Origin of the sequence: Rhodococcus sp. UFZ-B548 (assembly GCF_903819475.1) — a bacterium.
GTDB classification, from domain to species: Bacteria; Actinomycetota; Actinomycetes; order Mycobacteriales; family Mycobacteriaceae; genus Rhodococcus_F; species Rhodococcus_F erythropolis.
Genome location: NZ_CAIJDS010000020.1, coordinates 93,190 through 119,117, shown reverse-complemented (window position 1 = coordinate 119,117; position 25,928 = coordinate 93,190). Strand labels below are relative to the sequence as shown.

Below are 25,928 nucleotides of genomic sequence, written 5' to 3'. Positions count from 1 at the left end.
TGACCGCAACGGTGGCTCCGAACAATGCTGTGGGTACGGTGCAGTTCAAGTCGAATGGCACTGCGATCGGTTCACCGGTGACAGTTTCCAGTGGAACCGCGACGCTGTCGCACGCGTTCGATGCTGCTGGCGCGCAGAGTGTTACGGCGGACTTCACCGCTGGTGCAGGGTTTGTCAGTTCCTCGGCGTCCGCTCAGACGGTGACGGTGTCCGATCCGGCTCCGGTCGACAAGGCGACGAAGACGGTTCTGAGCGTTCAGGGTGAAGCCAAGGTCGGACTGCCTGTTGATCTCTTCGCGACAGTGTCCGAAGATCCCTCGGACGCCCTGGTGCCGTCCGGCGGAACGGTTCAGTTCAAGATCGGTGGAGTCGATCAGGGTGCCCCGGTTGCGGTTGTTGACGGAGTTGCCAAGCTGCCGCACGTGTTCGGAGCAGAAGGCAACTTTGTAGTCTCGGCTGTATTCAGTGGCTCCGGCGTGTTCACGTCGTCCACCGCGGAATCCGTCGACGTCAATGTCACGGTTCCGACCCCGTCGGATGTCGAAAGCTCTACGTCGTTGACGGCTCCGTCTTCGGCAAAGGTCGGCACGTCGGTGCAGCTGAAGGCTGTGGTCAGTTCTTCCGGCGCGACGTCGGGAACCGTCCAGTTCTTCGATGGAACGACTCCGATCGGAACGGCCGTCGATGTTGTCGGTGGGCAGGCTGTGTTGAGCCACACCTTCACCACGACCGGCAACCATTCGATCACCGCGGTCTACAGCGGAGCCCAGGGCGTCACGGGTTCCACGTCGACTGCATCGGTTGTGGACGTCGGTAACGGGGGCGGTGACTTCGGTTCGCTCGGATCGTTGTCGCTGCCGTTCGGGTCCTGATTCTCCGATGATGTGATGCCCCTTGCGTCCGACGGGTGCAAGGGGCATCGCTCTTCGCGAATCGATGATTGGTCGTTAGCAGAACTATCGGCAATTCGTGAATATTTGTCTGAAATAACTGATACAAGTACTACTTTCGACGGGTACTGTACGAGCGTCCAGCTCCATTCTGATTTCCGCTCTGTTCGAGTGACCTCCTTCCGTGCGGTTCCCGATCCACGTCTGTTGCTAGCTGAGGAGAGTTCGTGTTGGTGAGAAGAAGTTCCGCGGTTGTGGTGGCAGCGTTGGTCGGTGGCGTGCTGGTGGCAGGTGGTGTTGCTTCGGCTGCTCCGACGTCATCTCCCGCGGTGGAGAACACGATCGGGTTCAAGCTGGGTTGCGATGGTTATGAACATCTGGCTGTTGATATCGCGGATGTGTTTCATTCGACGGGTGCGACGGTGTCTGCGCCGGAGAAAGTGGTGGCGGGGTCGACGTTCACCTATCGGGTTCAACCGAATGTGATGTCGGTGCCGACGGGTGGGCACGCAGGCCGCAGTGTCGGTAAGTGGACGCGGCTCAAGTACGACTTCGATATACCTGCAGGGGTGTCGTTGGTGGATGCTCAGGTCGTGGCAGGTACTTCGTCGAATTTGTCCGGTGTGACTCCGTCGGTGATTCGGATCAACGACGGCGGTTCGCCGGATGGCGCGGGTACGCATCTGCGTATTTCGGGGAACAATCAGACTGCTGACTCAAACAACAAGGGCGGTAACGGCCCGAGCACGAGCAAGAACAGTGACGGTGGAATCGAGGTAGGGGCGGGGAAGACCTTCCGGTTGCCCGCGATCGACGTGACGGTGGTTGCCGGTGCCGCGGGTAGTACGGTGCAGCCGAAGTTGCGTGCCACAGATGGTGATTCGGGTGCGTTCAATTCGCCGAAGAATGCATTCACGTTCTTGCAGTACGAGACCCTTTGGCCGGGGTACTGGGAGCGGTACAACTGCTCTCCGCGCGATTCGAGTGGTGGTGGGTTGAATGCGGGTGGTCAGGCATTGGCCACCGTCAACGTCGTCTCGCAGGCGGCGACCACGACCGCAGTGACGTCCGGCGCGTCGGCAACGATCGGTCAATCGACGGATTTGATTGCGCAGGTCTCCCCGGCGCCGACAGGCGGCACCGTTCAGTTCAAGGATGGCGGGACTGACATCGGCGCCCCGGTGGCCGTCGTCAATGGCGTTGCCACACTGCCACATACATTCACCGCGGCGGGAGATCACTCCGTCACCGCTGTGTACGACGGAGTTCTCGAGTTCTTGACCTCAACGTCACCTGCGCGCACAGTGAGCGTGGCTGCTGCCGATGTACAGACGACCACGGCGCTGACAGTTCCGAGCAGCGCCGTCGAGCAGACCTCGGTCGCGCTGACCGCAAACATCTCTCCGGCAGCTGACGGCGGAACGGTCCAGTTCAAGGACGGTGGCACAGACATCGGCGGACCGATCGCGGTGACTGCCGGCGGAGCGACCCTGGATCACACGTTCACTACGACGGGATCGCACTCGATCACTGCGGTCTACTCAGGCACTGCAGGTTTTGGTGGTTCGACCGCGCAAGCTCAGACCATCGAGATCTCGAGCTCAGCGCTGAGTACGACTACAACGCTTCAAGTTCCGGCTGCTGCGATCACGGGTACTGCGGTTGATCTGACGGCGACGGTTGCTCCTTCCAACGCTGTCGGTACGGTGCAGTTCAAGTCGAACGGCACGGCGATCGGTTCCCCGGTCACGGTGTCCGGTGGGACTGCGACGCTCTCGCATTCGTTCGATGCTGCTGGCGCGCAGAGCATTACGGCTGACTTCACCGCCGGTGCAGGCTTCGTCAGCTCCTCGGCATCGGCCCAGACGGTGACGGTGTCCGATCCGGCTCCCATCGATGTGGAGACGACGACGTCGCTGTCGGGTCCGGCGACGGCGATCACGGGTGCGGCTGTTGATCTGACGGCGACCGTTGCTCCGAACAATGCTGTCGGTACGGTGCAGTTCAAGTCGAACGGCACGGCCATTGGTTCACCGGTGACAGTGTCCGGTGGAACCGCGACGCTGTCGCATTCGTTCGATGCTGCTGGTGCTCAGAGCATTACCGCTGACTTCACCGCTGGTGCAGGCTTCGTCGGCTCGTCGGCGTCGGCTCAGACGGTGACGGTCTCCGATCCGGCTCCGGTCGATGTCGAGACGACGACGTCGCTCTCGGTTCCCGCTACGGCAACTACGGGTACGGCTGTTGATCTGACGGCGACGGTGGCTCCGAACAATGCGGTGGGCACTGTGCAGTTCAAGTCGAACGGCACGGCCATTGGTTCACCGGTGACAGTTTCCGGTGGAACCGCGACGCTGTCGCATTCGTTCGATGCTGCTGGTGCTCAGAGTGTTACGGCGGACTTCACCGCTGGTTCCGGATTCAAGAACTCGGTTGCGAGTGCGAAGTCAGTTCAGGTGAGTGTTGCCGACCAGGAATCCGTCGTCGAACTGAATATCCCCACCGATGCCAAAACTGGTGTGGCGACCGACTTGTGGGCAACAGTCCGAACGTCGTCGGATGACGCTGTCGGCGTCGGAACCGTGCAGTTCTACGACGGTGGCGTCGCGATCGGCGGTCCTGAAGCGGTTACGGCCGGCGCTGCTGGTCTGTCGCATACGTTTACCTCTGCGGGTGCGCACAGCATCACGGCGGTTTACTCGGGAGGAGCCGGTGTAGTCGGGTCCTCGGCCCAGGCGCGGACGGTGAATGTGACGGACCCTGCGCCTTCGGATGTCACCACGGAGACTGTGGTGACGGTGCCTGCCGATGGTGTGGTGAACAAGTCGGTGACCCTGTCGGCGACTGTCAGTTCGTTGCAGAACGGTGGAACGGTGCAGTTCATGGACGGGGACACTCCGATCGGTGACGCTGTGCCAGTGGTCAACGGGATCGCGGCGCTGAACCACACCTTCACCACAACCGGTGCGCATTCGATTTCGGCAATCTACAGCGGCGCAGCCGGATTCACAGGCTCCACCTCGGCGGCCCACGCAATTCAGATCAAGGCTGCAACCGGCGGTGGCACGGGCAGCCTCGGTTCAGGCAGCGCTGGCTCGAGCGATTTCCTTCCCTTCGGTTCCTGACCGGAACAGTTCAGGTCGCGGCCCCGAGGCAGTATCCCTCGGGGCCGATCGACAGGGTGAACTGCATCGAGCGTGAGTTACCGGTTCCGTCGCTGACGGGCAGGGTGACACGGACGTAGTCGCCGCGAACCGGAGTGACTGTTGCAGCGTCGGCGTCGAAAGACTTGATACCGGCCAGCTGATTCGGATCGAGCTTGAGTGGCGGCTGGCCGGTGGCGCCGGTGCCGTCGGGATCCCACGGGCTGTTGCCGGGGCAGATCAGTGGATAGAACGTCTCGACGTCGCGGGTATTGACCGGCCGTCCCGTGGCGCGTGAGAGAAACCGGACGACGGCGTGGGAAGCGTCGGCCGCGGTGTAGAAGTTTGATTGCCCCGCAGGGAAGACGAACGGGCACGCATAGCCGGAAGCGATCTCCGAGCGTTTGGCGGCGACGGAGAGTCCGCCTCCACTCCAGGTGACCGCGTACTGGCCGTCGACGCCTGGTGCGGCGATGGCCGTCAAGATGGCGGGCACATCCGAGTATCGGTCGGCAATTGTTGTGGGCGGCATCGTCCAGCATGCGTTCGTGAGCGCGTCGACGTCCAAAGACACCAGGTCCGTTGCCCAGGCCGCCAAGGCCGGCGCAGCAGCCGGATTACCGGGCACGTCACCAACCGGAGGTGGCGCGACCGGCGTGGCGGGCGCAGTGGTGGTCGTGGGCGCGAGAGTGGTTGTCGTCGTGGTTTCCGTCGTAGGCGGAGACGGTTCGTCCGTCAGGATTCCTGTCCGTCCGTCGTCCTCACATGCGGTTATCGCCAACGTCATGGCGAGTGCGACTGCCCCCACTGCCGCTCGTCCTGCCGACTTCATTCGTTCTTACGCCCCTTTTGCGACATTCTGACCAACATCCACCCCATAACTGCTGCGGGTCAGATCACGGATTCCCGTCTACGCTAGCGAACTGTGGATCCCGTTTACAGAACAGTCATCGGCATCGCCCGTACCGTCTTCGCTTTCGAGGGCCTGAAGTTCTCCGTCAAGGGAGAGCAGAACATCCCGGCGTCCGGTGGCGCCGTGATCGCGATCAACCACACCGGATACATGGACTTCACGTATGCGGGACTGCCGGCGCGGACCCCCAAGCGCTACATCCGGTTCATGGCGAAGAAGGAGGTCTTCGACAACAAGATCTCCGGACCGATCATGCGGGCCCTCAAGCACATCCCGGTCGACCGCGGCGCGGGCGCCGACTCCTACAAGGCGGCCGTAGATTTCCTGAAGCGCGGCGAATTGGTGGGTGTGTACCCCGAAGCGACGATCAGTCGGAGCTTCGAGATCAAGGAATTCAAGTCCGGAGCCGCCCGGATGGCGATCGAGGCGGGCGTCCCGATCGTTCCCGTCGTCATCTGGGGCGCTCAGCGCGTGTGGACGAAGGGTTATCCGAAGCGGTTGGGCCGCACCAACACTCCCATCTCCATTGCCGTCGGCGAGCCGATTGCACCCTTCGAACCGGCGAGTGAGCTGACGGCGAAGCTACGGTCGACGATGCAGGAGTTGCTGCTCGATCTGCAGAAGGACTACGACCATCCCGCCGGCGAGTACTGGGTACCGGCCCGCCTCGGTGGCAGCGCGCCGACGCTCGAGCAGGCCGACAAGATGGATGCCGACGAGGCCGAGGCGAAAGCCAAAGCACGTGAGGCGCGGAAGTCCGAAGGCTGACCTATGTCGTTCGAACCCGTTTACACCGCCGTCGAGGTAGTCGCGCGTGGTCTGAGCGGTTTTCAGGGCGTGAAAGTCACCCGCACCGGGACGGAACACGTCCCGGTGTCCGGCGGTGCCGTCATCGCGATCAACCACACGAGTTACCTCGATTTCATACCGGCGGCCCTGGCGGTCGGCACCGCGAAACGCAAGCTCAGAGTGATGGCCAAGGCTGAGCTGGCGGACAACAAGGTCCTCGGCTTCCTCATGCGTGGATGTGGCGTCATCGAAGTGGACCGCTCCGCCGGAGCGCAGGCGTATCGAGCCGGAGTCGACGCCCTCGAGCGTGGCGAATTGGTGGGCGTCTACCCGGAAGCGACGATCAGCCGGAGCTTCGAGATCAAGGAAATGAAATCCGGAGCAGCTCGGATGGCCATCGACGCCGGCGTGCCGATAATTCCGCTGATCGTCTGGGGCGCCCAGCGGATCGTCACCAAAGGCGGACCGAAAAATCTGGGCCGCAATCATTTCCCGATCTCGGTGGAAGTGGGCGCACCGATCGATCCGGTCGAACCCGCCGAAGCGCTGAGCGAGATCCTGCGCATCGAGATGGATGCGATCCTGCGCCACGTTCAGGACGGGTTCGTGCACGAGCCCGGGGCGTACTGGGTGCCTCGCCGACTCGGCGGTGGCGCGCCGACGCCGGCGGAAGCCGCGGCCATGGATGCCCAGGAGCGCGCGAAGCGGGCGCGCTGAGCGAGACCGTCGTACCGGGCAGGCACAATGGCGGTGTGAGCCCAGACCGTCGTATCAGCCCTGACCGCCCAACCTTGGTTGCGACCGATGTCGACGGCACCCTCATCGATCACGACGAGTTGGTCAGTGCCCGCACCCGCGCCGCCGTGCATGCCGTCGTCGAATCCGGCACGCCGTTCCTGCTGGCAACCGGGCGTCCTCCGCGATGGATTTCGCCCGTCGTCGAAGGTTTGGGATACGCGCCACTCGCGGTCTGCGCCAACGGTGCTGTTGTCTACGACAGTTACGCCGACCGCGTCCTCAGCGCCGCGACCTTGTCGGTCGACGCACTCACCGAACTCTCCGAGTTGGCTCTGGTTGCACTTCCCGGGTCGGGATTGGCCGCGGAACGGGTGGGGGAGAGCGCACACGACGCCGCCACCCCACAGTTCGTCAGCTCACCAGATTACGAACACGCCTGGCTCAACCCGGACAACACCGAGATGTCCGAGGACGAAGTGCTTGCGGCGCCGGCCGTCAAACTCCTGATTCGCCGTCCAGGCATGACCAGCACGGCGATGTACGACACGCTCGCCCCGCACGTCGGTGCGCTCGCCGACATGACGTACTCCACCGAGAACGGACTGATCGAACTCTCGGCGCCGGGAATCACGAAGGCGTCCGGCCTGGTTGCCGCGGCCGAAAGGTTCGGCTTCGACCTGTCGGGTCTGGTTGCCTTCGGGGACATGCCCAACGACATCCCGATGCTGGGGATGGCACGCCTCGGCGTTGCCATGGGCAACGCTCACCCCGAAGCCAAAGCCGCAGCCGACGAGGTCACCGACACCAATTCGGCGCACGGGGTCGCAAAAGTCCTCGAGCGCTGGTGGTCGTAGAACCCACCAGCGCCCGAGGACGTGTACTGCGCGAGTGTCAGCCGACAGGCGCGCTGTTGGCCATTTCCTGGGCAAAGGTCTCGTTGTAGGTCTTGAGGACCTTCGTGACCATGCCGGTGATCTGGTTGAAGATCAGCGAACCGTTCTCGAAGTCGCTGCGCAGGCCGTCCGGGATCGAGTATTCGTCCGAGATCGGCAATCCGAGTTCACCCGCGTCGGAACCGAAGCTCTGCCACGACTTGAAGATCTCGCCGAGCACGGTGAACACTCCGCCGTTGGGTGAGGTGTAGACAGCGCCGTTCTGGAACAACGCACCCTGGTTGCCGAGCTTCGCCTGCAGGATTCCGGACAGCGCCTGGCCGAGGCGTCCGAGGTCACCACCTTCGGCGATCCACTTCTGCGCGAGCGGTGAATTGTCGGTGATCTTCAGAATCTGGGTGACCAGATCCGGGATCGACGATCCGGTGCCACCGGTGACCGTGTCGACCGGAGTGGTCGGCTTGGGCGCAGGCGTCGACGGATTGGAGGGGTTCGACGGGTTCAACGATCCGCCGATATTCGCGGCCGCGATGTTCCGGATGTCGTTCATGTGTGCGTATGCGGCATCACCAGGGCAAGCCGTGTTTCCGACGTCGCGGTGGGCGAAGATGATCGGCAGATCCACTGCTGCGCCCTGCGGGTACGGAGTGAACTCCGTGCCCTCGGAGTACATCGTCGTTCGGCCCTTCGGGTCGAGGCCGGCCAGGCCGAGCTTCCAACCGAGGAACTTGCCGACGGCGTTGAGCGTCGCCTGCGAAGGCTCGACGGTGGAGTAGTCACCCATCATCGCGATACCGGTGGTGTTCTCGTTGAAGCCGCCGGCGTGCGCGCCCTGAACTGCTTTGTCGAGTCCGCCTGCGCGGCCTTCGAAGGTCTGACCGTACTTGTCGACGAGGACGTTGTATCCGACGTCGCACCAGCCGAGAGTGCGTGCGTGGTAGGCATAGATCGAGCGGACGATGCCGGCCGATTCTTCCTTGGTGTAGTTGTTGCTGCCCGCGGTGTGGTGAACGGTTGCTCCACCGGTGAAGTCGTCGTACGTGGGGGAGTCGCAGCGAAGTGACTCGTCGGCTCCCCACTGTGCGCGGGTGATGACGGAGGGTCCACTGCCGCCGAGCGGTGCCGCGACTGCCTGCAGATTGCTGTCCGCGTCGCTGGTACCCGGATCGATCAACACTGCGGTAACGGCATCTGCTGCCGTCGTCGCCTGGCGAAGCGGCTTGGACACCGAAGCCGGGGTGTACCCGAGTTCGCCGGTGGCTGCGGGTGCTTCCGCAGGCACAGGTGCTTCGGCCGGCGCTTCGGCAGGCACAGGCGCTTCAGCAGGTGCTTCGACAGGTGCGGGTGCGGCTTCCGGAGCCGGCACAGCTTCGGCCGCGGGGGCAGCGACACCCTGCGGGGTGAGGATCTGGATGGACTTGGTGGCGCCGACGAAGACAGGTTCGGTGGCGGTACCGGCGTTGGTGGCCTGATCCGAACTGGCGGAGTCGATGGCGTCAGGGGTGAACCACGGACCCCAGGTGCCGTCTTCGGCCAGGGCGCGGACCTTGGACTGCGCCGAGGCGAGCGTGTCCGAGGTCAACGCGACCATGCTGAACGGAGTGTCGCGGGTGACTTCCTTGACCACGGCACCTGGCTCTTCCTCGGAGGGAACCGGAGCGGTTTCGGTCGGGGCCCCGGGAGCAGCGGGTGCCGGGAAGAGCTCGGTCGGCAACGTGATCCCTGGAGGTAGCGGGATTTCGGTCGGGAGCTTGAGGTTTCTGAGATCGCCCAGGTTGATGTCGGGGAGATCGAGACCGGTCAGCTCCTTGACCGGAATGATGATGTCGGGCACCGACGCGAGGAGCACCTCTGCGATCTGGGTCGGCACTGCTACTGACGTCGTTTCGTTCGCGGAACGTACATCGGACGTAGTGCTCGTGAAGCCGTAGACCGCAAAAGGACTTGCGACAGCCACTGCGGCTACAGCCCCGAGTACGAGCGAGGGCTTCGGTCGACGGTGTGGCAAGGGATTACTCCTCGGTTGTAGTTACTTGCGAGCGAACTTCAGGGCCGATGACGGCCGTGAACGGAATCCTTCAAAACCGGATCCGAGCAGGTCGGATGCCATGTTCTGGGGTTGAACTCCAGTTTTCGGACGCGTACGTCTGCAACTCGTGATGCTGATGTGACTCGTGTGACTGGTGTTGCTAACTCCAAACACTCTTGCCACACTAGTCACAAAAGTCCATAACGCTCAACCTTAGGGTGAGACTTTAGTTAAATCGTTGTGGACTGGCCTGCGCGCGAAGTACCGACTTCGCGGACTCGTGAGGCCGGTAGCGATGAGGAGAGCATTGATGGCGAGAAGCGGAAGAAGCGGAACTGCAGGTAAGAAGCCTGTGTCCGGTCGCGCAGGTCGCTTTCTGGTGGGCGGGCCCGGGAGGCGAACCTCGCTGATGCGGGTCTCGGTCCTCGGTCTCGTTCCGGCTCTTGCGCTCGGCGTCGCGATCGGAGGTTTCACGCAAATCCGCGCTGACGAGCCGTCGATCCTGCACGCCGTCGCCGCCGATACACAATTCACGCTCTCCGGTCACGGCAACGGACACGGCCGCGGAATGGGGCAGTGGGGCGCTTACGGCTACGCCAAGAACGACGGCTGGTCCGGCGAGCGAATCCTCAGTCACTACTACGGCGGAACTGTCCTGGACTCCTTGCCGCCCGCCCAGATGAGTGTGCGGCTCACAGCCCAGGACAACTCGACGCTCGACGTCTACTCCGACGCCGGCCTCGTGGTCAACGGTCAGCGCACCGCGCCCGGCGAGGCTGCCCATCTCACTGCACTGCCCGGTGGCGGTGCGCAGGTGGTTGTCACCAGCGGGTGTGGTGGCGGGGTTGTCTGGGAAGCGGTCACCGAGCATCCGTGGGTGGATCCTGTGGATCTCGGTCCCGATCGACCCGCCGACCAGTTCCTGAAGCTGTGCAACAACGACGCGCCCTATCGCGGCGCCCTCGGCGTAGTGCTCGACAACGGCTCGGCTCGGACGGTCAATCTCCTCGACATGGAGGACTACCTGCTCGGCGTGGTGCCGGTCGAAGCGAAGGCCGAATGGGCCGATTCCGGTGGGGCCGAAGCACTACGGGCGCAAGCCGTGGCGGCGCGCTCGTACGCTGCGACCGAGCATCGCAGCTCGTACGCCGACACGTGCGACACTCAGGACTGCCAGGTGTACGGCGGAGCGGGCAAGGAAGATCCCCGCACCACTGAAGCCGTTCGGTCCACCGCCGGCGCCGTTCTGTCGCGTGACGGCAAGATCGTTGCCACCGAATTCTCTTCGTCCACAGGAGGTTACAGCTCCGGCGGTGAATTCCCGGCCGTCGAGGATCTCGGTGACGCCCTTTCGCCCAATCATGACTGGACAGTGAATCTGACCGCGGGTGAGATTGCGGACGCCTTCGATGTGGGCGAGCTGCAATCGCTCAAGATTCTCTCGCGCAACGGATTCGGTACCGACGGTGGGCGAGTGACGGCAGTCGAGGTGGTCGGCACGGGTGGAACCGTCGGCGCCACCGGAATGCAGTTCCGTCAGAAACTCGGCCTGAAATCGGACTGGTTTACCATCGGCGACGGGGCTGGTGTGGTAGTGGCACCGGATTCGGAATCGACAGTGCCGGAATCCAATTCGCCATCCGGCGATCCATCGGGTACGGTTACGGAGACGCAGATCGAGAAGAAGTATCGGGAGCTCGGCGGTGCAAGCGGCTCTCTCGGTGCTCCTGCCGGCCCGGAGATGCAGTTGCCCTCCGAAGCAGGCACTTTCCGTGTCTACGAAAACGGAACCATCATCTGGACAAAGGTTTTGGGTGCGCAGGTAGTTGATGCCAACGTGCTCCGCGAGTGGATACCGACGGGCGGAAGCTAGGGGAAGGTCGGTCGGTAGCGACTCGCACGTATCGACTCTGAAGGGTCTCTGCCGTAACCCGGCGGAGGCCCTTCAGGTCGTTCAGGGTTCGTTGCTTGTCGGTCAGATGGTCGGAGCGTCGCCGAGCAAGCGGTACTCGAGCCACAACTCCGCGCGTTCTGTGGGGGAGCCGAGGTCCAGTTGGAGAAGGCTCTCGATCCGAGCGAGTCTGCTGCGCAACGTATGCCGATGAATATTCAGCGCTGTGGCTGCGGCGTCGCCCACCCCGTTGTGTGCCAACCACATGGCCAAGGTTCGGTAGAGATCGCTACCGCCCTTCGCTTCCAGAAGTGGGCGCAAGTGTGCCGCCGCGAATGCCGTCGAGCGATCCTGGTCGAGAAATGCGGACAATCCGCTCTCCGAGAGTTCGGCGAACCGCATCGAAGGCAGGTTGCGGGCGCCGGCCTCGGCTGCTGCCTGCGCGGCTTGGCGTCTGGCGCGCGAGAGATCGTCCCACCACAGCATGTCCGACACGCCGACGGTTACGTCGATTTCGTTGACACGGGCGAGGATTCGCCCGCTGTCGGTAGCGGAGACGACGGCGATCAACGCTCCGTCGGTGATGCCGAACGCCAGATCGCGGCTGAGGCCGTCGAGCAGTGAGACGGACACGCTCTCGAGCAGGCCACTCGGGCCCGCTACGTGGAAGACCTGGAAAGGTTCGACCGGAAATCCTCCCCACAGTTCCCCGGAGATGTTGCGGGCGAGCGCATTCTGTCCTTCGAACAGCTGATGCATCGCCACGGTACGCAAGTGGTTCATCGTCAACTGCGCATCTCGGGTTCGAGCCGTCATCAACGTGAGCAGAGACGCGGCGGCGATGACGATGCCCTGATTCAGAGAGCCGACGGCGCCGGGGCAGCCGGCGACGAGATACCCCATCAGCTTTCCCCTCGACGTCATCAAAGGGTGCGAGATGACGTCCTCGTTCTCACTCGTGAGGAAACTGACTTCCATCGGGCGGGCGTCGCGCTCGGGAGCCGTTCGCTCGATTCCTGCGGCAGCAGCGGTGTGTGAGATCTCGACGGTATGGCCGGCCGAGTCCAGCAGGGCCGCCCATCCGCCGATCAATTCCGCCACCCGTCGTACGACTGCCCGGGTGCCGTTGACCGTCACTGCAGCTTGAAGCAGTCGCCGCAGGCTCTGGTAGTTGCTGCGCAGCGCTTTCATGTCGTCGTCGGATTGCGCCTTCGACACCGCTTTGGTCAGGGCGATGAAAGGTGTTCGCAATGGGACGTCGAGTAGGGGCACACTGAAACAGGTGGCCGCATCCACCAGAGTCTGCGGCGCCTGCTCGTATCCGAGGCCGGTTCCGAAACCGATTCCGGCAATTCCGGCCGCCACCAGGGTGCGTACGAAACGGGTCGTTTCCGCGGCTGTCGTCGGTAGCGACACTCCAGTGATGAGTAGTAGTTCGCCGCCGTCGAGGAAGGGCGTCGGGTCGGGAAGTTCGGAGTCATGTGCCCAGGTCAGGGTGCGATCGAGCTGATCGTGCCCCGCCAGGACGCGAAGGCCGAACTGTTCGGTCGCACAAAGCTGGCGGAGCGTGATGGGCATGGGTCCAGTCTGACACCTCCGACTCGCCACTTTGTAGTGCCTGCGGTCACGTTTGTACAAAGTGGAGCCTGACGCGAGCTTGCCGAAGGTCCGACACTGGCGCTATCGAAAATGCGCTCCAGAAGAGCGTCACCGAGATCCACGTCCCGAACAGCCCACAAGGAGTACTGATGTCCAGTACAGACCAGCCGGCACTTCAGCACACGCTGAAGAAGCGGCATCTGTCGATGATTGCGATCGCGGGCGTCATCGGCGCCGGACTGTTCGTCGGCTCCGGTGTGGCGATCCAGGAGACGGGACCGGGTGTCCTGGTTTCCTACGCGTTGGCCGGCGTAGTCGTCATCCTCGTGATGCGCATGCTCGGCGAGATGTCGGCAGCGTCGCCGGAAACCGGCTCGTTCTCGTCGTACGCCGACAAGGCCATCGGCCGCTGGGCGGGCTTCTCGATCGGCTGGCTGTACGCGTGGTTCTGGATCATCGTGCTCGGCATCGAGGCCACCGCCGGTGCCCTCATCATGAATCGTTGGGTTCCCGGCGTTCCCCAGTGGACCTGGGCTCTGATTCTGATGATCGTGCTGACGCTGACCAACATCATCTCGGTCAAGTCGTTCGGCGAGTTCGAGTTCTGGTTCGCTTCCATCAAGGTCGTCGCCATCATCGCGTTCCTTGGCATGGGCATCGTGGCGATCTGCGGATGGATGCCCGGCGTCGAAGCACCGGGAATGACCAACCTGACCGGTCACGGCGGTTTCCTGCCGAACGGAACAGGAGCCATGCTCGCCGCAGTCCTTGTGGTCGTGTTCTCGTTCTTCGGCGCCGAAATCGCCACCATCGCCGCCGGTGAATCGGCCAACCCGCTCGAAGCTGTTCGCGCTGCCGTCAAGTCCGTCGTCTGGCGAATTCTCATCTTCTACATCGGCTCGATCGCGGTGGTCGTCACTCTGCTTCCCTGGGACAGCGCATCGGTCGCGCTCAGCCCGTACGTCGCCGTCATGGACTCCTACGGCATTCCGGCCGCGGGCAACATCATGGACGTCGTCGTCCTCACGTCGGTTCTGTCCTGCCTCAACTCCGGTCTCTACACCGCGAGCCGCATGATCTTCTCTCTCGCCGGCCGCGGCGACGCCCCCAAGTCGCTCTCACGTATCGAGAAGACCGGCGTCCCGATGCGCGCTGTCCTGGTCTCGACGATCGTCGGCTTCCTGACCGTCGGCATGAACTACCTCTCCCCGGACAAGGTCTTCCTGTTCCTGGTCAACTCCTCCGGTGCGATCGCTCTGTTCGTCTGGCTCGTCATCTCGGTGTCCCAGCTGCGCACGCGTCGCAAGCTCGAAGCTTCGGGCCAGGAGCTGGAGCTCAAGATGTGGTTCTTCCCGTACCTGACCTACGCGACGATCGCCGCCATCATCGCGCTCTGCATCGGCATGCTCACCCTGGACTCGACGCGCAGCCAGATGATCGTGTCCCTGGGGCTCGCAGCGATCCTCGTGGGCATCGGGCTCTACCGATACCGGAACCACAAAGAGACCGAGGACGCCGAAGGCGCCGACGCCGAGGTTGTACCCGTGTCCGAGAGCGCTCCCACACCCTGACACCAACGTCCCCATCTGCGAGATACTTAGATGTCCTAGTATCGGCCACGGACAGAGAAATCGACGTGAGCACAGCAGATGGGGACAATCATGACCACACCCGAACCGATCGTCATCGTCGACGGGGCCAGGACCCCCGTCGGTAGCTTCGGCGGCGTCTTCAAGGACGTACCCGCACACGAGCTGGGTGCCGCAGCAGCCAAGGCCGCGCTGAGCCGCGCCGGCGTTGCACCCGAAGACATCGACGAGGTCGTCATGGGCTGCATCGGCCAGGTCGGCCCCGACGCCTACAACGCACGCCGCGTGGGCATCGCCGCTGGACTGCCCGAGAACGTTCCCGCCTACACCGTCAACCGCCTCTGTGGCAGCGGCCTGCAGGCCGTGTGGTCGGCGGCGATGCAGATGCGCTGGGGCGCAGCTGCCATCACCCTCGCCGGCGGCGACGAGAGCATGTCCCGCATGCCGTTCTACGACTTCGCCGCCCGCTCGGGCTACAAGCTCGGCGATCGCAGCCTCGTCGACGGCACCGTCGCCATGCTCACCGACCCGTTCAGCAAGGCTCATATGGGCCGCACCGCCGAAGCCGTCGCCCGCAAGTACGGCGTCAGCCGCGAGCAGCAGGACGAGTTCGCCGTGGAATCTCAGCGCCGCGCTGCTACCGACGCAGCCAAGGCAGCATTCGCCGAGGAGATCACTCCCGTCGAGACCGGTGGTCGGCGCTCCGTCACCGTCACCGAAGACGAGCACCCCAAGCCCGGAACCACTGTCGAAACCCTCGCCAAGCTGCGCCCCGCATTCGAAGAGGGCGGATCCGTCACCGCCGGTAACGCGTCGGGCATCAACGACGGCGCCGGCGCCCTCGTCCTCGCTACAGGAACCGAGGCAGCCAAGCGCGGTCTCACCGGACTCGTCACGCTCGAAACTGTCACGACGGCAGCCATGGAGCCCGGCCTGATGGGCTACGCTCCCGTGCTCGCTCTCGAAAAGCTTTTTGCGCAAACAGGATTGAAGCCGTCCGACATCGGCACCGCCGAGGTCAACGAGGCCTTTGCTTCGCAGGCCATCGCCGTCATCCGTGACAGTGGCCTGGATCCGGAGAAGACCAACCCGTACGGCGGAGCAATCGCCCTCGGACACCCGGTCGGCGCTACCGGAGCCATCCTCACGCTGCGCGCGGCACGCGACATGGTCCGTCGCGACCTCGAATTCGGCATCGTCACCATGTGCATCGGCGGCGGTCAGGCACTCGCTGCCCTGCTGAAGCGGGTCTGATCATGGCGACCAAGCGCAAGCCGTCGTGGCATGACGACGAGATCACCGCAGTAGCCGAACTGGCCCGTGGTTTCTTCGATCGTGAACTGATCGCCAAGCGTGAGCAGTGGGACGCTCAGCATCGCGTCGACCGGTCCGTGTGGCTCGAAGCCGGCAAGCTCGGCCTGCTGTGCTGCTCGATTCCCGAGGAATACGGCGGGGGCGGTGGAACTTTCGCGCACGATCTTGCAGTCTTCGAGGCGCAGGGCTACTGCGGGGACTATGCACTCGGGAACTCCGTGCACAGTGGCATCGTCGCCCACTACGTGCTCGAGTACGGAAGCGAAGAGCAGAAGAAGGCCTGGCTGCCAGGTATGGCGACGGGCGAGATCCTCGGCGCCATCGGAATGACCGAGCCGGGAACAGGTTCCGACCTCAAGGCAATCACCACGTCCGCGACCCGCGACGGTGACCACTACGTCGTGAACGGGTCGAAGACCTTCATCACCAACGGTGGCAGCGCAGACATGATCGTGCTTGCCGTCAAGACCGATCCCAAGGCGGGCGCCAAGGGTGTCTCGCTCCTGATCGTGGATCTGCGTGACTGCGAAGGCTTTGCGGTTGGCCGCGTCCTCGACAAAGTCGGTCAGCACGGCGCCGATACGTCGGAGCTGTCCTTCACCGATGTTCGCGTTCCCGTCTCGAACCTCCTCGGCGAGTCCGAGGGGCTCGGTTTCGGTCAGTTGATGGCGCAGCTGGTGCAGGAGCGTCTCATCATCGGCGCGCAGGCCATCGGCACCATCGAGCGTGCCGTCGAGGAGACCGTCGCGTACACCAAGGCGCGTCAAGCGTTCGGGCACAGCCTCTTCGAGTTCCAGAACACCGCCTTCGAGCTGGCCGAGTGCCAGACGATCGCGCGCACCTGCCGTGTCTTCCTCGACAACTGCATCGAGGATCACCTCAATGGCGAGCTGGACGGCGCAGACGCCGCGATGGTCAAGTACTGGCTGACCGAACAGCAGTGCGCCGTCGTCGACCGGTGCGTGCAGCTCTACGGCGGATACGGCTACATGCGTGAATACCCGATCGCGCGCATGTACGAGGACTCCCGCGTCCAGAAGATCTACGCCGGCGCCAACGAAGTGATGAAGGGCATCATCGCGAAGAGTCTTTGATCACCGGCGTCGAAAACCATTGACACCGACCAGGCACCCACCGAGCATTTCGGTGGGTGCCTTTGTGTGCCTACAAGCGGGATCGAGCTGTTCGGAAGGCAATCACTGATGAGCTTCACCATCGACGTCGGATCGGCGCGCGTCACCCAACTGACGGAGCTGGCGCACTGGCCGTTTCCGCCGCGAGAGCTTTTTCCGCACGCGGGTGATGCGGAGATCGAGGACGCGTCGGCGCGGCTGACACCGGAGTTCTTCGACGCGGGTAGCGGTGACCTCGTACTTGCCATCCACACCTACCTGGTGGAGATCGGCGGCAAGGCCATCGTCGTCGACACCGGCAACGGGAACAGCAAGCACCGGCCGAACCTCCTGCCGCACCACATGTTCGGTACCGACTACCTCTCGCGCTTCGCCGACACCGGCGTCGACGTGGACGACGTCGATCTGGTGGTCAGCACACATCTGCACCCCGATCATTGTGGTTGGAACACCAACCTCGAGGCCGAAACCTGGCGGCCCACCTTTCCCCGCGCGACATACATTTTCGACCGCACCGAACTGGCCGCGCTCGAACAACTCGCCGCCGACGGTCCACACGAAGGAGTGGTCTCGGATTTGGCGCAGACCTTCGAGGACAGCGTCCGTCCCGTTCTGGACGGGGCGAAGTGGGAGGCGGTCGACGACGGCCACGTCCTGGCCGAGTCCGAAGGCACACGCGTCGTCGTGCGCAGCGCGCCCGGTCACACGCCGGGTCACGTCGTGATCGAGATCCGCACTGCCGACGGCGGCGCCGTCATCTCCGGCGACGTGATCCACCATCCGATCCAGTTTCTGTACCCGGACCTCAGCCAGGGCGGCGACGCCGATCCCGAGATCGCCAGGGTCACCCGCCGCGAACTTCTCGAACGCTGCGCGTCGGAGGGACTGCTTCTACTTCCCGCACACTTCCCCGTCGACGAACCGATCACGGTTCGGTTAAACGAGGACGATCGCCCGATGGCACCTTCGATATATGTTGCGAGGCCTGCATAGAATGGGCCAATGCCTGCGACCGAATCGACGCCATCGCTCTCCGGCAGGCCGCTTTCGAGTCGGATCGGATACGGCTTGGTCAAAGCCGCACTCCGCGTGAGGCAGTCGTACGCGGAGGCTTTGTCTCGCGTCGGACTGCTGCCCAATCATCACGCCATTCTCAGCACACTCGATGAACTCGGCCCATGCCATCAAAAGGAGCTTGCTTCCCGAGTGGTGGTCGACCCCGGTGACATCGTTGCCTATCTCGACAGTCTGCAGGAGTCGGGATACGTTGTGCGCGAACGCGATAAATCTGATCGTCGTAGGCAGGTCGTATCGATCACGGACTCCGGAGTAGCGAAGTTGATCGAGGGCGATGCGGCCCTCGACGCCGTCGAGCAAGAGGTCTTCGAGTCGTTGACCGATCAGGAACGTGAGACATTGACGGTCGTATCCGCCAAGCTCACGGGGCCGACGGCGCGGCCGTCAGAGGCCTGATGATTCCGGGTACTCTTTTGCTCATCTCGGCTGGACGCTTGTGGCCCCAGTAACTCGGTTGGTTGTAAGTTCTTGCCACCCAACTCAGATCGTCGACGGTGAGACCACCGAACCCGTACTCGATCTGCAGACCGGACGGGCTGCCGATGTAGATCGACGTCATCAGGTCATTGGTGTGGCGCCCCAGCGTTTGCATGACCTCGGTGTCGTGGCTGTCGAGAAGATCGATCAGGCGTCCGAGATCGTCCATGCATTCGACTTCGAGCATGACGTGGTTAAATCCGACGTGGCCGGGATATTCGGCCAGCGCAAGTGAATGATGACGTCCGTTGACGTGATAGAAGCGCACGGTGAATTGGTCGTTGGTGATCCGGTCCGAGAGTCGGAAACCCAGCACATCCACGTAAAACTTGTTGGCTTCCTCGATATTCGGTACCTGTAAAACGATGTGGCCCAGGCCTTGATCTCCGGTCACGAATCCACCGCGCATGACACGACCCGGTGTGAACGACAGTGGCGTCGATGCCTTTCCCCACGAAATCTCGTGTCGAGTTCCCCATGGGTCGGTGAACCACACGAGTTCGGCGACTTGCCGCTCGGCGAGCAGGTCGGGATTGCCGTCGTGCAGCGTGATGCCGTTCCGGTCGAGGTGTGCGGCAAACGAGTGAAGATCGGATTCATTGGCCATTGCCCAACCGGCGTAAAGGAATTCGTCTACCTTGCCGGGGTGGACGGCAATTCGATAGTTGACGTCGTCTACTGCGAGCCGGATTGCGCCATCCGGTCCGTCTGGTGACAGTTTCGCGCCCAGAAGTCCCGTTCCGTACTTTCTCCAGTCCTCAGCCCTGGGTGACGCGACTCCGATATACGACAGTTCCTGAATCACGATGATCTCCCTCGAATGCACTTGATGGTCACTGTTCCTAAAATATAAGCAGTGTTACCAATGATTGGCAAGACAATCGTTGGTATTGCCAAGTAATTCATGAGTAGTAGCCGCCAGGGATGCTGAAATCAGGAAACAAGGGCCATAGTCCCTGGTGACGCATCCAACCCTCGGCGTCCGAACAGGTCCGATACCCTGGTTCATCGTGACCGCTGCAAATTCAGAGACCGCCCGTGCCCAGTACGACCTGATCGTCGTCGGTTCGGGATTCTTCGGGCTGACCATCGCCGAGCGTGCCGCTACCCAGCTGGGTAAGCGCGTGCTGGTGTTGGATCGCCGTCACCACCTGGGGGGGAACGCATACTCGGAGGCTGAGCCGGAGACCGGCATCGAGGTCCACAAGTACGGTGCCCACCTGTTCCACACCTCCAACAAGAAGGTCTGGGACTACGTCACCCAGTTCACGGAGTTCACGAACTACCAGCACCGCGTCTTCGCGCTGCACAAGGGACAGGCGTACCAGTTCCCGATGGGCCTCGGCCTCGTGTCGCAGTTCTTCGGTCGGTACTTCACTCCCGAAGAGGCGCGCGCCCTCATCGCCGAGCAGTCCAGCGAGATCGATTCGAAGGATGCCTCCAACCTCGAAGAGAAGGCGATCTCCCTGATCGGACGCCCGCTCTACGAAGCATTTGTGCGTGACTACACGGCAAAGCAGTGGCAGACCGACCCCACCGAGCTGCCCGCGGCGAACATCAGCCGCCTGCCGGTCCGCTACAACTTCGACAACCGCTACTTCAACGACACGTACGAGGGCCTGCCCGTCGACGGCTACACGGCGTGGCTCGAGAACATGGCGAAGGATCCGAAGATCGAGGTCCGTCTCGACACCGATTACTTCGACGTCCGCGACGAACTGCGCGCCGCGAGCCCCGACGCACCCGTCATCTACACGGGCCCGCTCGACCGCTACTTCGACTACTCCGAAGGTGCACTGGGATGGCGCACCCTCGATTTCGAGACCGAGGTTCTGCCCACCGGAGACTTCCAGGGCACCCCGGTCATGAACTACAACGACGCCGACGTGCCGTTCACCCGTATCCACGAGTTCCGTCACTTCCACCCGGAGCGCGAGTACCCGACCGACAAGACCGTCATCATGCGTGAGTTCTCACGTGCAGCGGAGGCGAAGGACGAGCCGTACTACCCGATCAACACGCCCGAGGATCGCGAGAAGCTCAGTGCGTACCGCTCCCGTGCCAAGAAGGAGACGGCGGAAAACAAGGTCCTCTTCGGCGGGCGTCTCGGCACCTACCAGTACCTGGACATGCACATGGCGATCGCCAGCGCACTGACGATGTTCGAGAACACCCTGCGCCCGCATCTCGAAACGGGTGCGGAATTGGCAGGGGAGAGCGAATGAACGCACGTCATCTACTCGAAGGCGAAGACGCCGTCAGCGGCGACGAGGTGACCTACCTCGGCAAGTCCCTGCTCCAGCGGATCATCCTGCCCCGTGCCGGTGAGCCGCTCGACGTCCGCACGTTGTACTTGGAAGAGTCCTGGTCCAACAGTCGGCGGGCGCACTCGACCTCGCGCACGTCGGTAGCGCTCGGCGCCGAGACCGAGGTCTCGTTCGCGACCTACTTCAACGCGTTCCCCGCCAGCTACTGGCGGCGCTGGTCCATCCTGAAATCGGTGGTCCTTCGACTCGAACTGTCCGGACACGGCCGCGTCGACATCTACCGTTCCAAGGCCGATTCCTCGCGAATTCACGTGGAAGGTAAGGAATTTGCCGACGGCGATGCCGCGGTCGAGTTCGAGGTGGAACTGGCGCCGTTCGAGGACGGTGGCTGGATCTGGTTCGACATCACCACTGATACGGCCGTCGTCGTCGAGAGTGGCGGCTGGTACGCGCCCGTCGAGGCTCCCGGCGAAGCGACTGTCGCCGTTGGTATTCCGACGTTCAACCGTCCGACCGACGCGGTCAAGGCTCTCGCTGCACTTGCTTCCGATCCCCTGGTGTCGGACGTGATCAAGGCCGTCATCATGCCGGATCAGGGCACGCGCAAGGTGCGCGACGAACCCGGATTTGCCGAAGCTGCTGCAGCGCTCGGTGATCGGCTCGCCATTCACGATCAGGGCAACCTCGGTGGTTCGGGCGGATACAGCCGAATCATGTACGAGGCGCTCAAGACGACGCAGTGCCAGCACATCCTGTTCATGGACGACGACATCGAGATCGAACCCGACTCGATTCTGCGTGCGCTTTCGTTCTCACGTTTCGCGAAGTCGCCGATGCTGGTGGGTGGGCAGATGCTCAACCTGCAGGAACGCAGTCACCTCCACGTGATGGGTGAAGTGGTCAACCGCGGCACCTTCATGTGGTCCGCGGCGCCGAACGTCGAATACGACCACGACTTCTCGAAGAAACCGCTGCGCGAGTCGAAGCTCCTGCACCGCCGCATCGACGTCGACTTCAATGGCTGGTGGATGTGCATGATCCCGCGCCAGGTCGCCGAAGAACTCAAGCAGCCGCTGCCGCTCTTCATCAAGTGGGACGACGTCGAATACGGTTTGCGCGCAAAGGAAGCCGGATACCCGACCGTCACACTTCCGGGTGCCGCGATCTGGCACATGGCGTGGAGCGACAAGGACGACGCCATCGACTGGCAGGCGTACTTCCACCTCCGTAACCGCCTGGTGGTGGCAGCGCTCCACATGCCGGGCAACGGCCGTGGCCTCGTGGTCAACACGGTGAAGGCAACGCTCAAGCACCTGCTGTGCCTCGAGTACTCCACCGTCGCGATCCAGAACAAGGCAATCGCAGACTTCCTCGCCGGACCCGAGCACGTCGCGAACATGCTGCCGACAGCACTCGGTGAGGTCCACGCCCAGCGCAAGGAATTCTCCGATGCCGTCGTACTGCCTTCGTCGACTGCGCTTCCGCTGCCCTCGGGTGCCGACGTCGGGGACGTGAGCCTGCCGTTGTCGACCGTCGCGAAGATCACCCGGGTCCTCAAGGCCGGAGTGCACAACGTGAAGCCGGCCAAGCCGGAACACCTCGAGCGCCCTCAGCTCAACGTGCCGACCATCGACGCCCGTTGGTTCCTGCTCTCACAGGTCGACGGCGTCACGGTCACCACCGCTGACGGTCGCGGCGTCGTCTACCGCAAGCGAAACCCCAAGCTTGCACTCGAACTGCTCAAGGAAGCCACACGGTTGCGCCGCGAACTCGCCGCGCGTTTCCCCGAGCTCAAGAAGCAGTACCAGGACGCCGTTCCTTCACTGACCAGCACGGAAAGGTGGGAACGTGTCTTCGGCATCTCCTGAAGTACAGATTCTGGCCGGTATTCAATCGACCGTCGGGCAGCTGCCGGGAGCCGTCAAGGTCGCCCGCGGTATGTCTCACTTCGGTGAGCACTCCCTCGGGTGGATAGCGATCGCTGCCGTCGGAGCTGCCGTGGACAAGCCGCGTCGACGTGAATGGGCCGGAGCAGCCGTCGGAGCATTCGGTGCACACGCCGCCTCCGTGGTGATCAAACGAGTCGTCAGGCGCAAGCGACCTTCCGATCCTTCGGTGCAGGTCAACGTCTCGACACCGAGCAAGCTCAGCTTCCCGTCATCCCACGCGACGTCGACGACGGCGGCGGCTGTGCTGATCGGTCGACTCACCGGGCTACCCTTACCGGCGTTGCTGGTGCCCCCGATGATGCTCTCGCGTCTGGTCCTGGGAGTTCACTACCCGACCGACGTACTCGCCGGAGCGGCACTGGGAGCCGCATCCGCGGCGGTAGTTCGCCGGGTCGAAGAAGCCAGAGCCGAACAGAAATGTGGAGATAAATGAGCGAGGAACCGGCTACGGTCAGCGGACCCCCGAAGTCCCTGCCCGCCGGCATCGTCAAGGCGCTTCGCCCACGTCAGTGGGTCAAGAACGTCCTTGTGCTGGCAGCGCCCATCGCGGCCGGAACCGCCACCGAAGCCGACGTGCTCCTGCCCGTCGCGCTGGCGTTCGTCGTGTTCTGCATGGCGGCATCGGGCATCTACCTCGTCAACGACGCGATGGACGTCGAAGCCGACCGTGCTCACCCCACGAAGCGATTCCGTCCCATCGCGGCCGGAGTTCTACCCGTCAACATCGCGTACGGAATGGCAGTCGTGCTGCTTGCCGGTGCGATCGGGCTGTCCTTCCTGGCCAACTGGCAACTCGCCGTGGTCATGGGCGTGTACATCGTCATCCAGCTCGCCTACTGCTTCGGTCTCAAGCATCAGGCCGTCATCGACATCTGCATCGTCTCGTCCGGCTTCCTGCTTCGAGCGATCGCCGGTGGCGTTGCCGCCGAGATCGATCTCTCGCAGTGGTTCCTGCTGATGATGGCGTTCGGCTCACTCTTCATGGCGGCAGGCAAGCGCTACGCCGAACTGCAGTTGGCCGAGAAGACCGGCGCGAAGATCCGTAAGTCCCTCGAGAGCTACACGATGACGTACCTGCGTTTCGTGTGGACGATGGCAGCGACGACGCTGGTCCTCTGCTACGGACTGTGGGCGTTCCAACAGGACGCCATCAAGGGCACCAACTGGTATGCCATCTCGATGGTGCCGTTCACCATTGCGGTGCTGCGATATGCGGTGGACGTCGACGGCGGCGAAGCCGGAGAGCCTGAGGAGATCGCGCTCGGTGACCGGGTGCTGCAACTCCTCGCGATTGCGTGGATCGGAGTAGTGGGTGTCGCTGTCTACCTCGTCTGAGCCACGCACCGAGGCCGACCCGCACGTCGACACTGCGGCGAACCGCACCACCCTCAGTCGAGGAGTTTTTCTCGGCGGGGTGGTGCTTGCTGCTGCCCTCATGTTCTGGGGGGCGTGGGAGCGTCGCTGGATCGCCGACGACGGACTCATCGTCTTGCGAACCGTCCGCAACCTGCTCGCGGGGAACGGCCCGGTCTTCAATGCGGGTGAGCGTGTCGAGGCGAACACGAGTACCGCGTGGACGTACATCGTCTACGCGTTCAGTTGGCTCACGCAGATCCGCCTCGAATACGTCGTTCTGACGATCGCGCTCGTGCTCTCGACTGCTGCCGTCGTACTGGCGATGCTCGGCACCGGTCGTCTGTACCGCGGCGTTCGGCCGTCGGCGGGCGGAACGATCCTGCTGGTACCGGCAGGTGTTCTCGTCTACATCGCGGTTCCGCCTGCGCGAGATTTCGCCACTTCCGGGCTCGAGACTTGCTTGGTGATCTTCTGGATCGCGCTCCTGTGGCTACTGCTCGTTCGGTGGGCGCAGGCGTCGACGCCGTCCACGGCGTCGATCCTGACTCTCTCGTTCGTGGCAGGCCTCGGACCATTGGTTCGACCCGAGATGGCAATTCCCGGTGCTGCCGCGTTGATGATGATCGTTCTCTCCGCAGGCCTGACCTGGAAGATTCGCGCACTGATCGTGGTCGTCGCCGGACTTGTGCCGGTGGGCTATCAGATCTGGCGAATGGGCTATTACGCCCTGCCGTACCCGAACACCGCGGTGTCGAAGGACGCCGGTGGCGCGAAGTGGGCGCAGGGTTTTGCGTACCTGTGGAACCTCGTCGGGCCGTACCTGCTCTGGCTGCCGCTGCTGTTCCTGCTCATCGGCGCGCTGCTGCTCGTGTGGCGAAGCCGAGCGGACGCACCTGCTACCGCCTCCGATCAACCCGCACGCTCGCTGTGGCAGCGCTTTCAGCAGTTTCTGCGCACGCCGCGGGCCGTCGTCACGTTCATCCTCGGCAGTGGGCTGATCCTCGGGATCTACTCTCTGCGCGTCGGCGGCGACTTCATGCACGGCCGCGTCCTGTTGCCGGTGTTGTTCTGCCTGCTCATGCCGGTCGCGGTCATTCCGCTGCGGGTTCCGGCGCGGGCAGCGTTCGGAAGTAACCGCGACACCGCGATCTTCGGAGTCTCGGCGGTGCTGTGGATCGGCACGATCATCTGGGCCTTCTTCGCTGCAAACACGACGGGCATGCCGGAAGGCTCCGTGGTGGGTCGCTCGGGAATCGTCGACGAGCGTGCGTTCTATGCACTCAACACCGGTCACAAGCACCCGATTCTTGCCGAGGACTACCTCGACTATCCGCGAATGCGTGCCATGGTGGAGACCATCGCGCGGACTCCGGAGGGTGGGCTGCTGTTGCCGTCGGCGAGTTACGACTCCTGGTTCGTCGTCCCACCGCCAGGGCCGCTCGAGGAGCCTGCCGAGCACGTCGTCTTCTTCCTCAACCTCGGAATGACGAGCATGAACGTGGGCCTCGACGTTCGGGTGCTCGATCAGATGGGGCTGGCGTACCCCCTGGCAGCACACACCGAGCGCCTCGAAGACGGCCGGATCGGGCACGACAAGAACCTATATCCGGACTGGGTGGTCGCGGATACCGGAATGATCGACGTTCGCCCGTGGCTGCCGTTCTTCCTCGACGAGGACTGGGTTGCCGACGCGAAGCTGGCGATCACGTGCCCGGAAACGCAGGAGTTGCTCACGTCGTACCGCTCCGAGCTGACCTGGGCCAGATTCAAACAGAACTTCCAGCAGGCTTTCGACTTCGCGAAGTACCGATTCGACCGGGTTCCGGCCTACGAATTGGAACGCTGCGGGCTCGTTCCGCCGGAGCCGCCGAAGTGATGTGA

20 protein-coding genes are annotated in these 25,928 nt (G+C 63.3%); 16 read left to right on the top strand and 4 right to left on the bottom strand.

Annotation, left to right across the window (positions count from 1 at the left end; all coding sequences use genetic code 11):
* Both H7C86_RS18595 and H7C86_RS18590 read left to right on the top strand, forming a co-directional pair.
* On the top strand, positions 1–872 hold an 872-nt coding region (locus H7C86_RS18595), incomplete at its 5' end, for an Ig-like domain-containing protein (protein WP_182261989.1).
* Positions 873–1,123: 251 nt separating this feature from the next.
* Complete coding sequence (locus H7C86_RS18590; protein WP_182261988.1) at positions 1,124–4,015, top strand: Ig-like domain-containing protein; 2,892 nt, start codon at positions 1,124–1,126, stop codon at positions 4,013–4,015.
* Between the two features lie 10 nt (positions 4,016–4,025).
* On the opposite strand, the gene H7C86_RS18585 is transcribed toward H7C86_RS18590, so the two are convergent.
* A complete protein-coding gene (locus H7C86_RS18585) occupies positions 4,026–4,865 on the bottom strand; it encodes a hypothetical protein (RefSeq protein WP_060939538.1) in 840 nt (279 codons plus the stop codon).
* 93 nt (positions 4,866–4,958) lie between these two features.
* Here H7C86_RS18585 and H7C86_RS18580 point away from each other — a divergent pair, with 93 nt between their 5' ends.
* From H7C86_RS18580 to H7C86_RS18570, 3 genes are read left to right on the top strand one after another with little or no spacing between them, the layout of a single operon-like run.
* Positions 4,959–5,714 carry a 1-acyl-sn-glycerol-3-phosphate acyltransferase gene (locus H7C86_RS18580; RefSeq protein ID WP_020905757.1) on the top strand — a complete coding sequence of 252 codons (756 nt, stop codon included), beginning with the start codon at positions 4,959–4,961 and terminating at the stop codon, positions 5,712–5,714.
* Between the two features lie 3 nt (positions 5,715–5,717).
* Positions 5,718–6,452 carry a 1-acyl-sn-glycerol-3-phosphate acyltransferase gene (locus tag H7C86_RS18575; protein WP_029254200.1) on the top strand — a complete coding sequence of 245 codons (735 nt, stop codon included), beginning with the start codon at positions 5,718–5,720 and terminating at the stop codon, positions 6,450–6,452.
* A 53-nt stretch (positions 6,453–6,505) separates the two neighbouring features.
* On the top strand, positions 6,506–7,327 hold the full coding sequence (locus H7C86_RS18570) for a Cof-type HAD-IIB family hydrolase (RefSeq protein WP_024488043.1): 822 nt from the start codon (positions 6,506–6,508) through the stop codon (positions 7,325–7,327).
* Positions 7,328–7,364: 37 nt separating this feature from the next.
* Here H7C86_RS18570 and H7C86_RS18565 read toward each other — a convergent pair whose 3' ends face one another.
* Complete coding sequence (locus H7C86_RS18565) at positions 7,365–9,374, bottom strand: N-acetylmuramoyl-L-alanine amidase (RefSeq protein WP_070796556.1); 2,010 nt, start codon at positions 9,372–9,374, stop codon at positions 7,365–7,367.
* 331 nt (positions 9,375–9,705) lie between these two features.
* Between H7C86_RS18565 and H7C86_RS18560 the strand changes: the two genes are divergently transcribed.
* Positions 9,706–11,268 carry a SpoIID/LytB domain-containing protein gene (locus H7C86_RS18560; RefSeq protein ID WP_182261987.1) on the top strand — a complete coding sequence of 521 codons (1,563 nt, stop codon included), beginning with the start codon at positions 9,706–9,708 and terminating at the stop codon, positions 11,266–11,268.
* Positions 11,269–11,370: 102 nt separating this feature from the next.
* Here the strand turns inward: H7C86_RS18560 and H7C86_RS18555 are convergent, their stop codons facing one another.
* Positions 11,371–12,864 (bottom strand): PucR family transcriptional regulator, encoded by a 1,494-nt coding sequence (locus tag H7C86_RS18555; RefSeq protein WP_182261986.1) that lies wholly within the window; start codon positions 12,862–12,864, stop codon positions 11,371–11,373.
* Positions 12,865–13,034: 170 nt separating this feature from the next.
* Here H7C86_RS18555 and H7C86_RS18550 point away from each other — a divergent pair, with 170 nt between their 5' ends.
* From H7C86_RS18550 to H7C86_RS18530, 5 genes are all read left to right on the top strand, one after another.
* Positions 13,035–14,456 carry an amino acid permease gene (locus H7C86_RS18550; protein WP_019746401.1) on the top strand — a complete coding sequence of 474 codons (1,422 nt, stop codon included), beginning with the start codon at positions 13,035–13,037 and terminating at the stop codon, positions 14,454–14,456.
* A gap of 90 nt (positions 14,457–14,546) precedes the next feature.
* Positions 14,547–15,728, top strand: a complete 1,182-nt coding sequence (locus H7C86_RS18545) for a thiolase family protein (protein WP_007731825.1) — start codon at positions 14,547–14,549, stop codon at positions 15,726–15,728.
* Positions 15,729–15,730: 2 nt separating this feature from the next.
* On the top strand, positions 15,731–16,882 hold the full coding sequence (locus H7C86_RS18540) for an acyl-CoA dehydrogenase family protein (RefSeq protein ID WP_029254205.1): 1,152 nt from the start codon (positions 15,731–15,733) through the stop codon (positions 16,880–16,882).
* A 108-nt stretch (positions 16,883–16,990) separates the two neighbouring features.
* Positions 16,991–17,914 (top strand): MBL fold metallo-hydrolase, encoded by a 924-nt coding sequence (locus H7C86_RS18535; RefSeq protein ID WP_182261985.1) that lies wholly within the window; start codon positions 16,991–16,993, stop codon positions 17,912–17,914.
* Positions 17,915–17,923: 9 nt separating this feature from the next.
* Positions 17,924–18,394 carry a MarR family winged helix-turn-helix transcriptional regulator gene (locus tag H7C86_RS18530; RefSeq protein WP_182261984.1) on the top strand — a complete coding sequence of 157 codons (471 nt, stop codon included), beginning with the start codon at positions 17,924–17,926 and terminating at the stop codon, positions 18,392–18,394.
* Here the strand turns inward: H7C86_RS18530 and H7C86_RS18525 are convergent.
* Positions 18,360–19,280, bottom strand: coding sequence for a VOC family protein (locus tag H7C86_RS18525; protein WP_182261983.1), 921 nt, complete (start codon positions 19,278–19,280; stop codon positions 18,360–18,362). The two genes, H7C86_RS18530 and H7C86_RS18525, sit on opposite strands and share 35 nt — an antisense overlap.
* 205 nt (positions 19,281–19,485) lie before the next feature.
* On the opposite strand from H7C86_RS18525, the gene glf reads away from it, so the two are divergent.
* The 5 genes from glf to zomB are packed head-to-tail and all read left to right on the top strand — an operon-like array spanning position 19,486 to position 25,923.
* Positions 19,486–20,700, top strand: a complete 1,215-nt coding sequence (gene glf / locus H7C86_RS18520; protein WP_024488040.1) for a UDP-galactopyranose mutase — start codon at positions 19,486–19,488, stop codon at positions 20,698–20,700.
* The gene (locus H7C86_RS18515; protein ID WP_084324964.1) at positions 20,697–22,610 is read left to right on the top strand and encodes a glycosyltransferase; all 1,914 of its coding nucleotides are present in this window, start codon (positions 20,697–20,699) and stop codon (positions 22,608–22,610) included. The genes glf and H7C86_RS18515 overlap by 4 nt, the downstream gene beginning before the upstream one ends.
* A complete protein-coding gene (locus H7C86_RS18510) occupies positions 22,591–23,124 on the top strand; it encodes a phosphatase PAP2 family protein (RefSeq protein WP_003943893.1) in 534 nt (177 codons plus the stop codon). The genes H7C86_RS18515 and H7C86_RS18510 overlap by 20 nt, the downstream gene beginning before the upstream one ends.
* Positions 23,121–24,026: a decaprenyl-phosphate phosphoribosyltransferase gene (locus H7C86_RS18505; protein ID WP_003943808.1), complete on the top strand. Its 906-nt coding sequence runs from the start codon at positions 23,121–23,123 to the stop codon at positions 24,024–24,026. The genes H7C86_RS18510 and H7C86_RS18505 overlap by 4 nt, the downstream gene beginning before the upstream one ends.
* Positions 24,004–25,923 (top strand): flagellar motor control protein ZomB, encoded by a 1,920-nt coding sequence (gene zomB / locus H7C86_RS18500; RefSeq protein ID WP_084324965.1) that lies wholly within the window; start codon positions 24,004–24,006, stop codon positions 25,921–25,923. The genes H7C86_RS18505 and zomB overlap by 23 nt, the downstream gene beginning before the upstream one ends.
* Positions 25,924–25,928 lie beyond the last annotated feature (5 nt).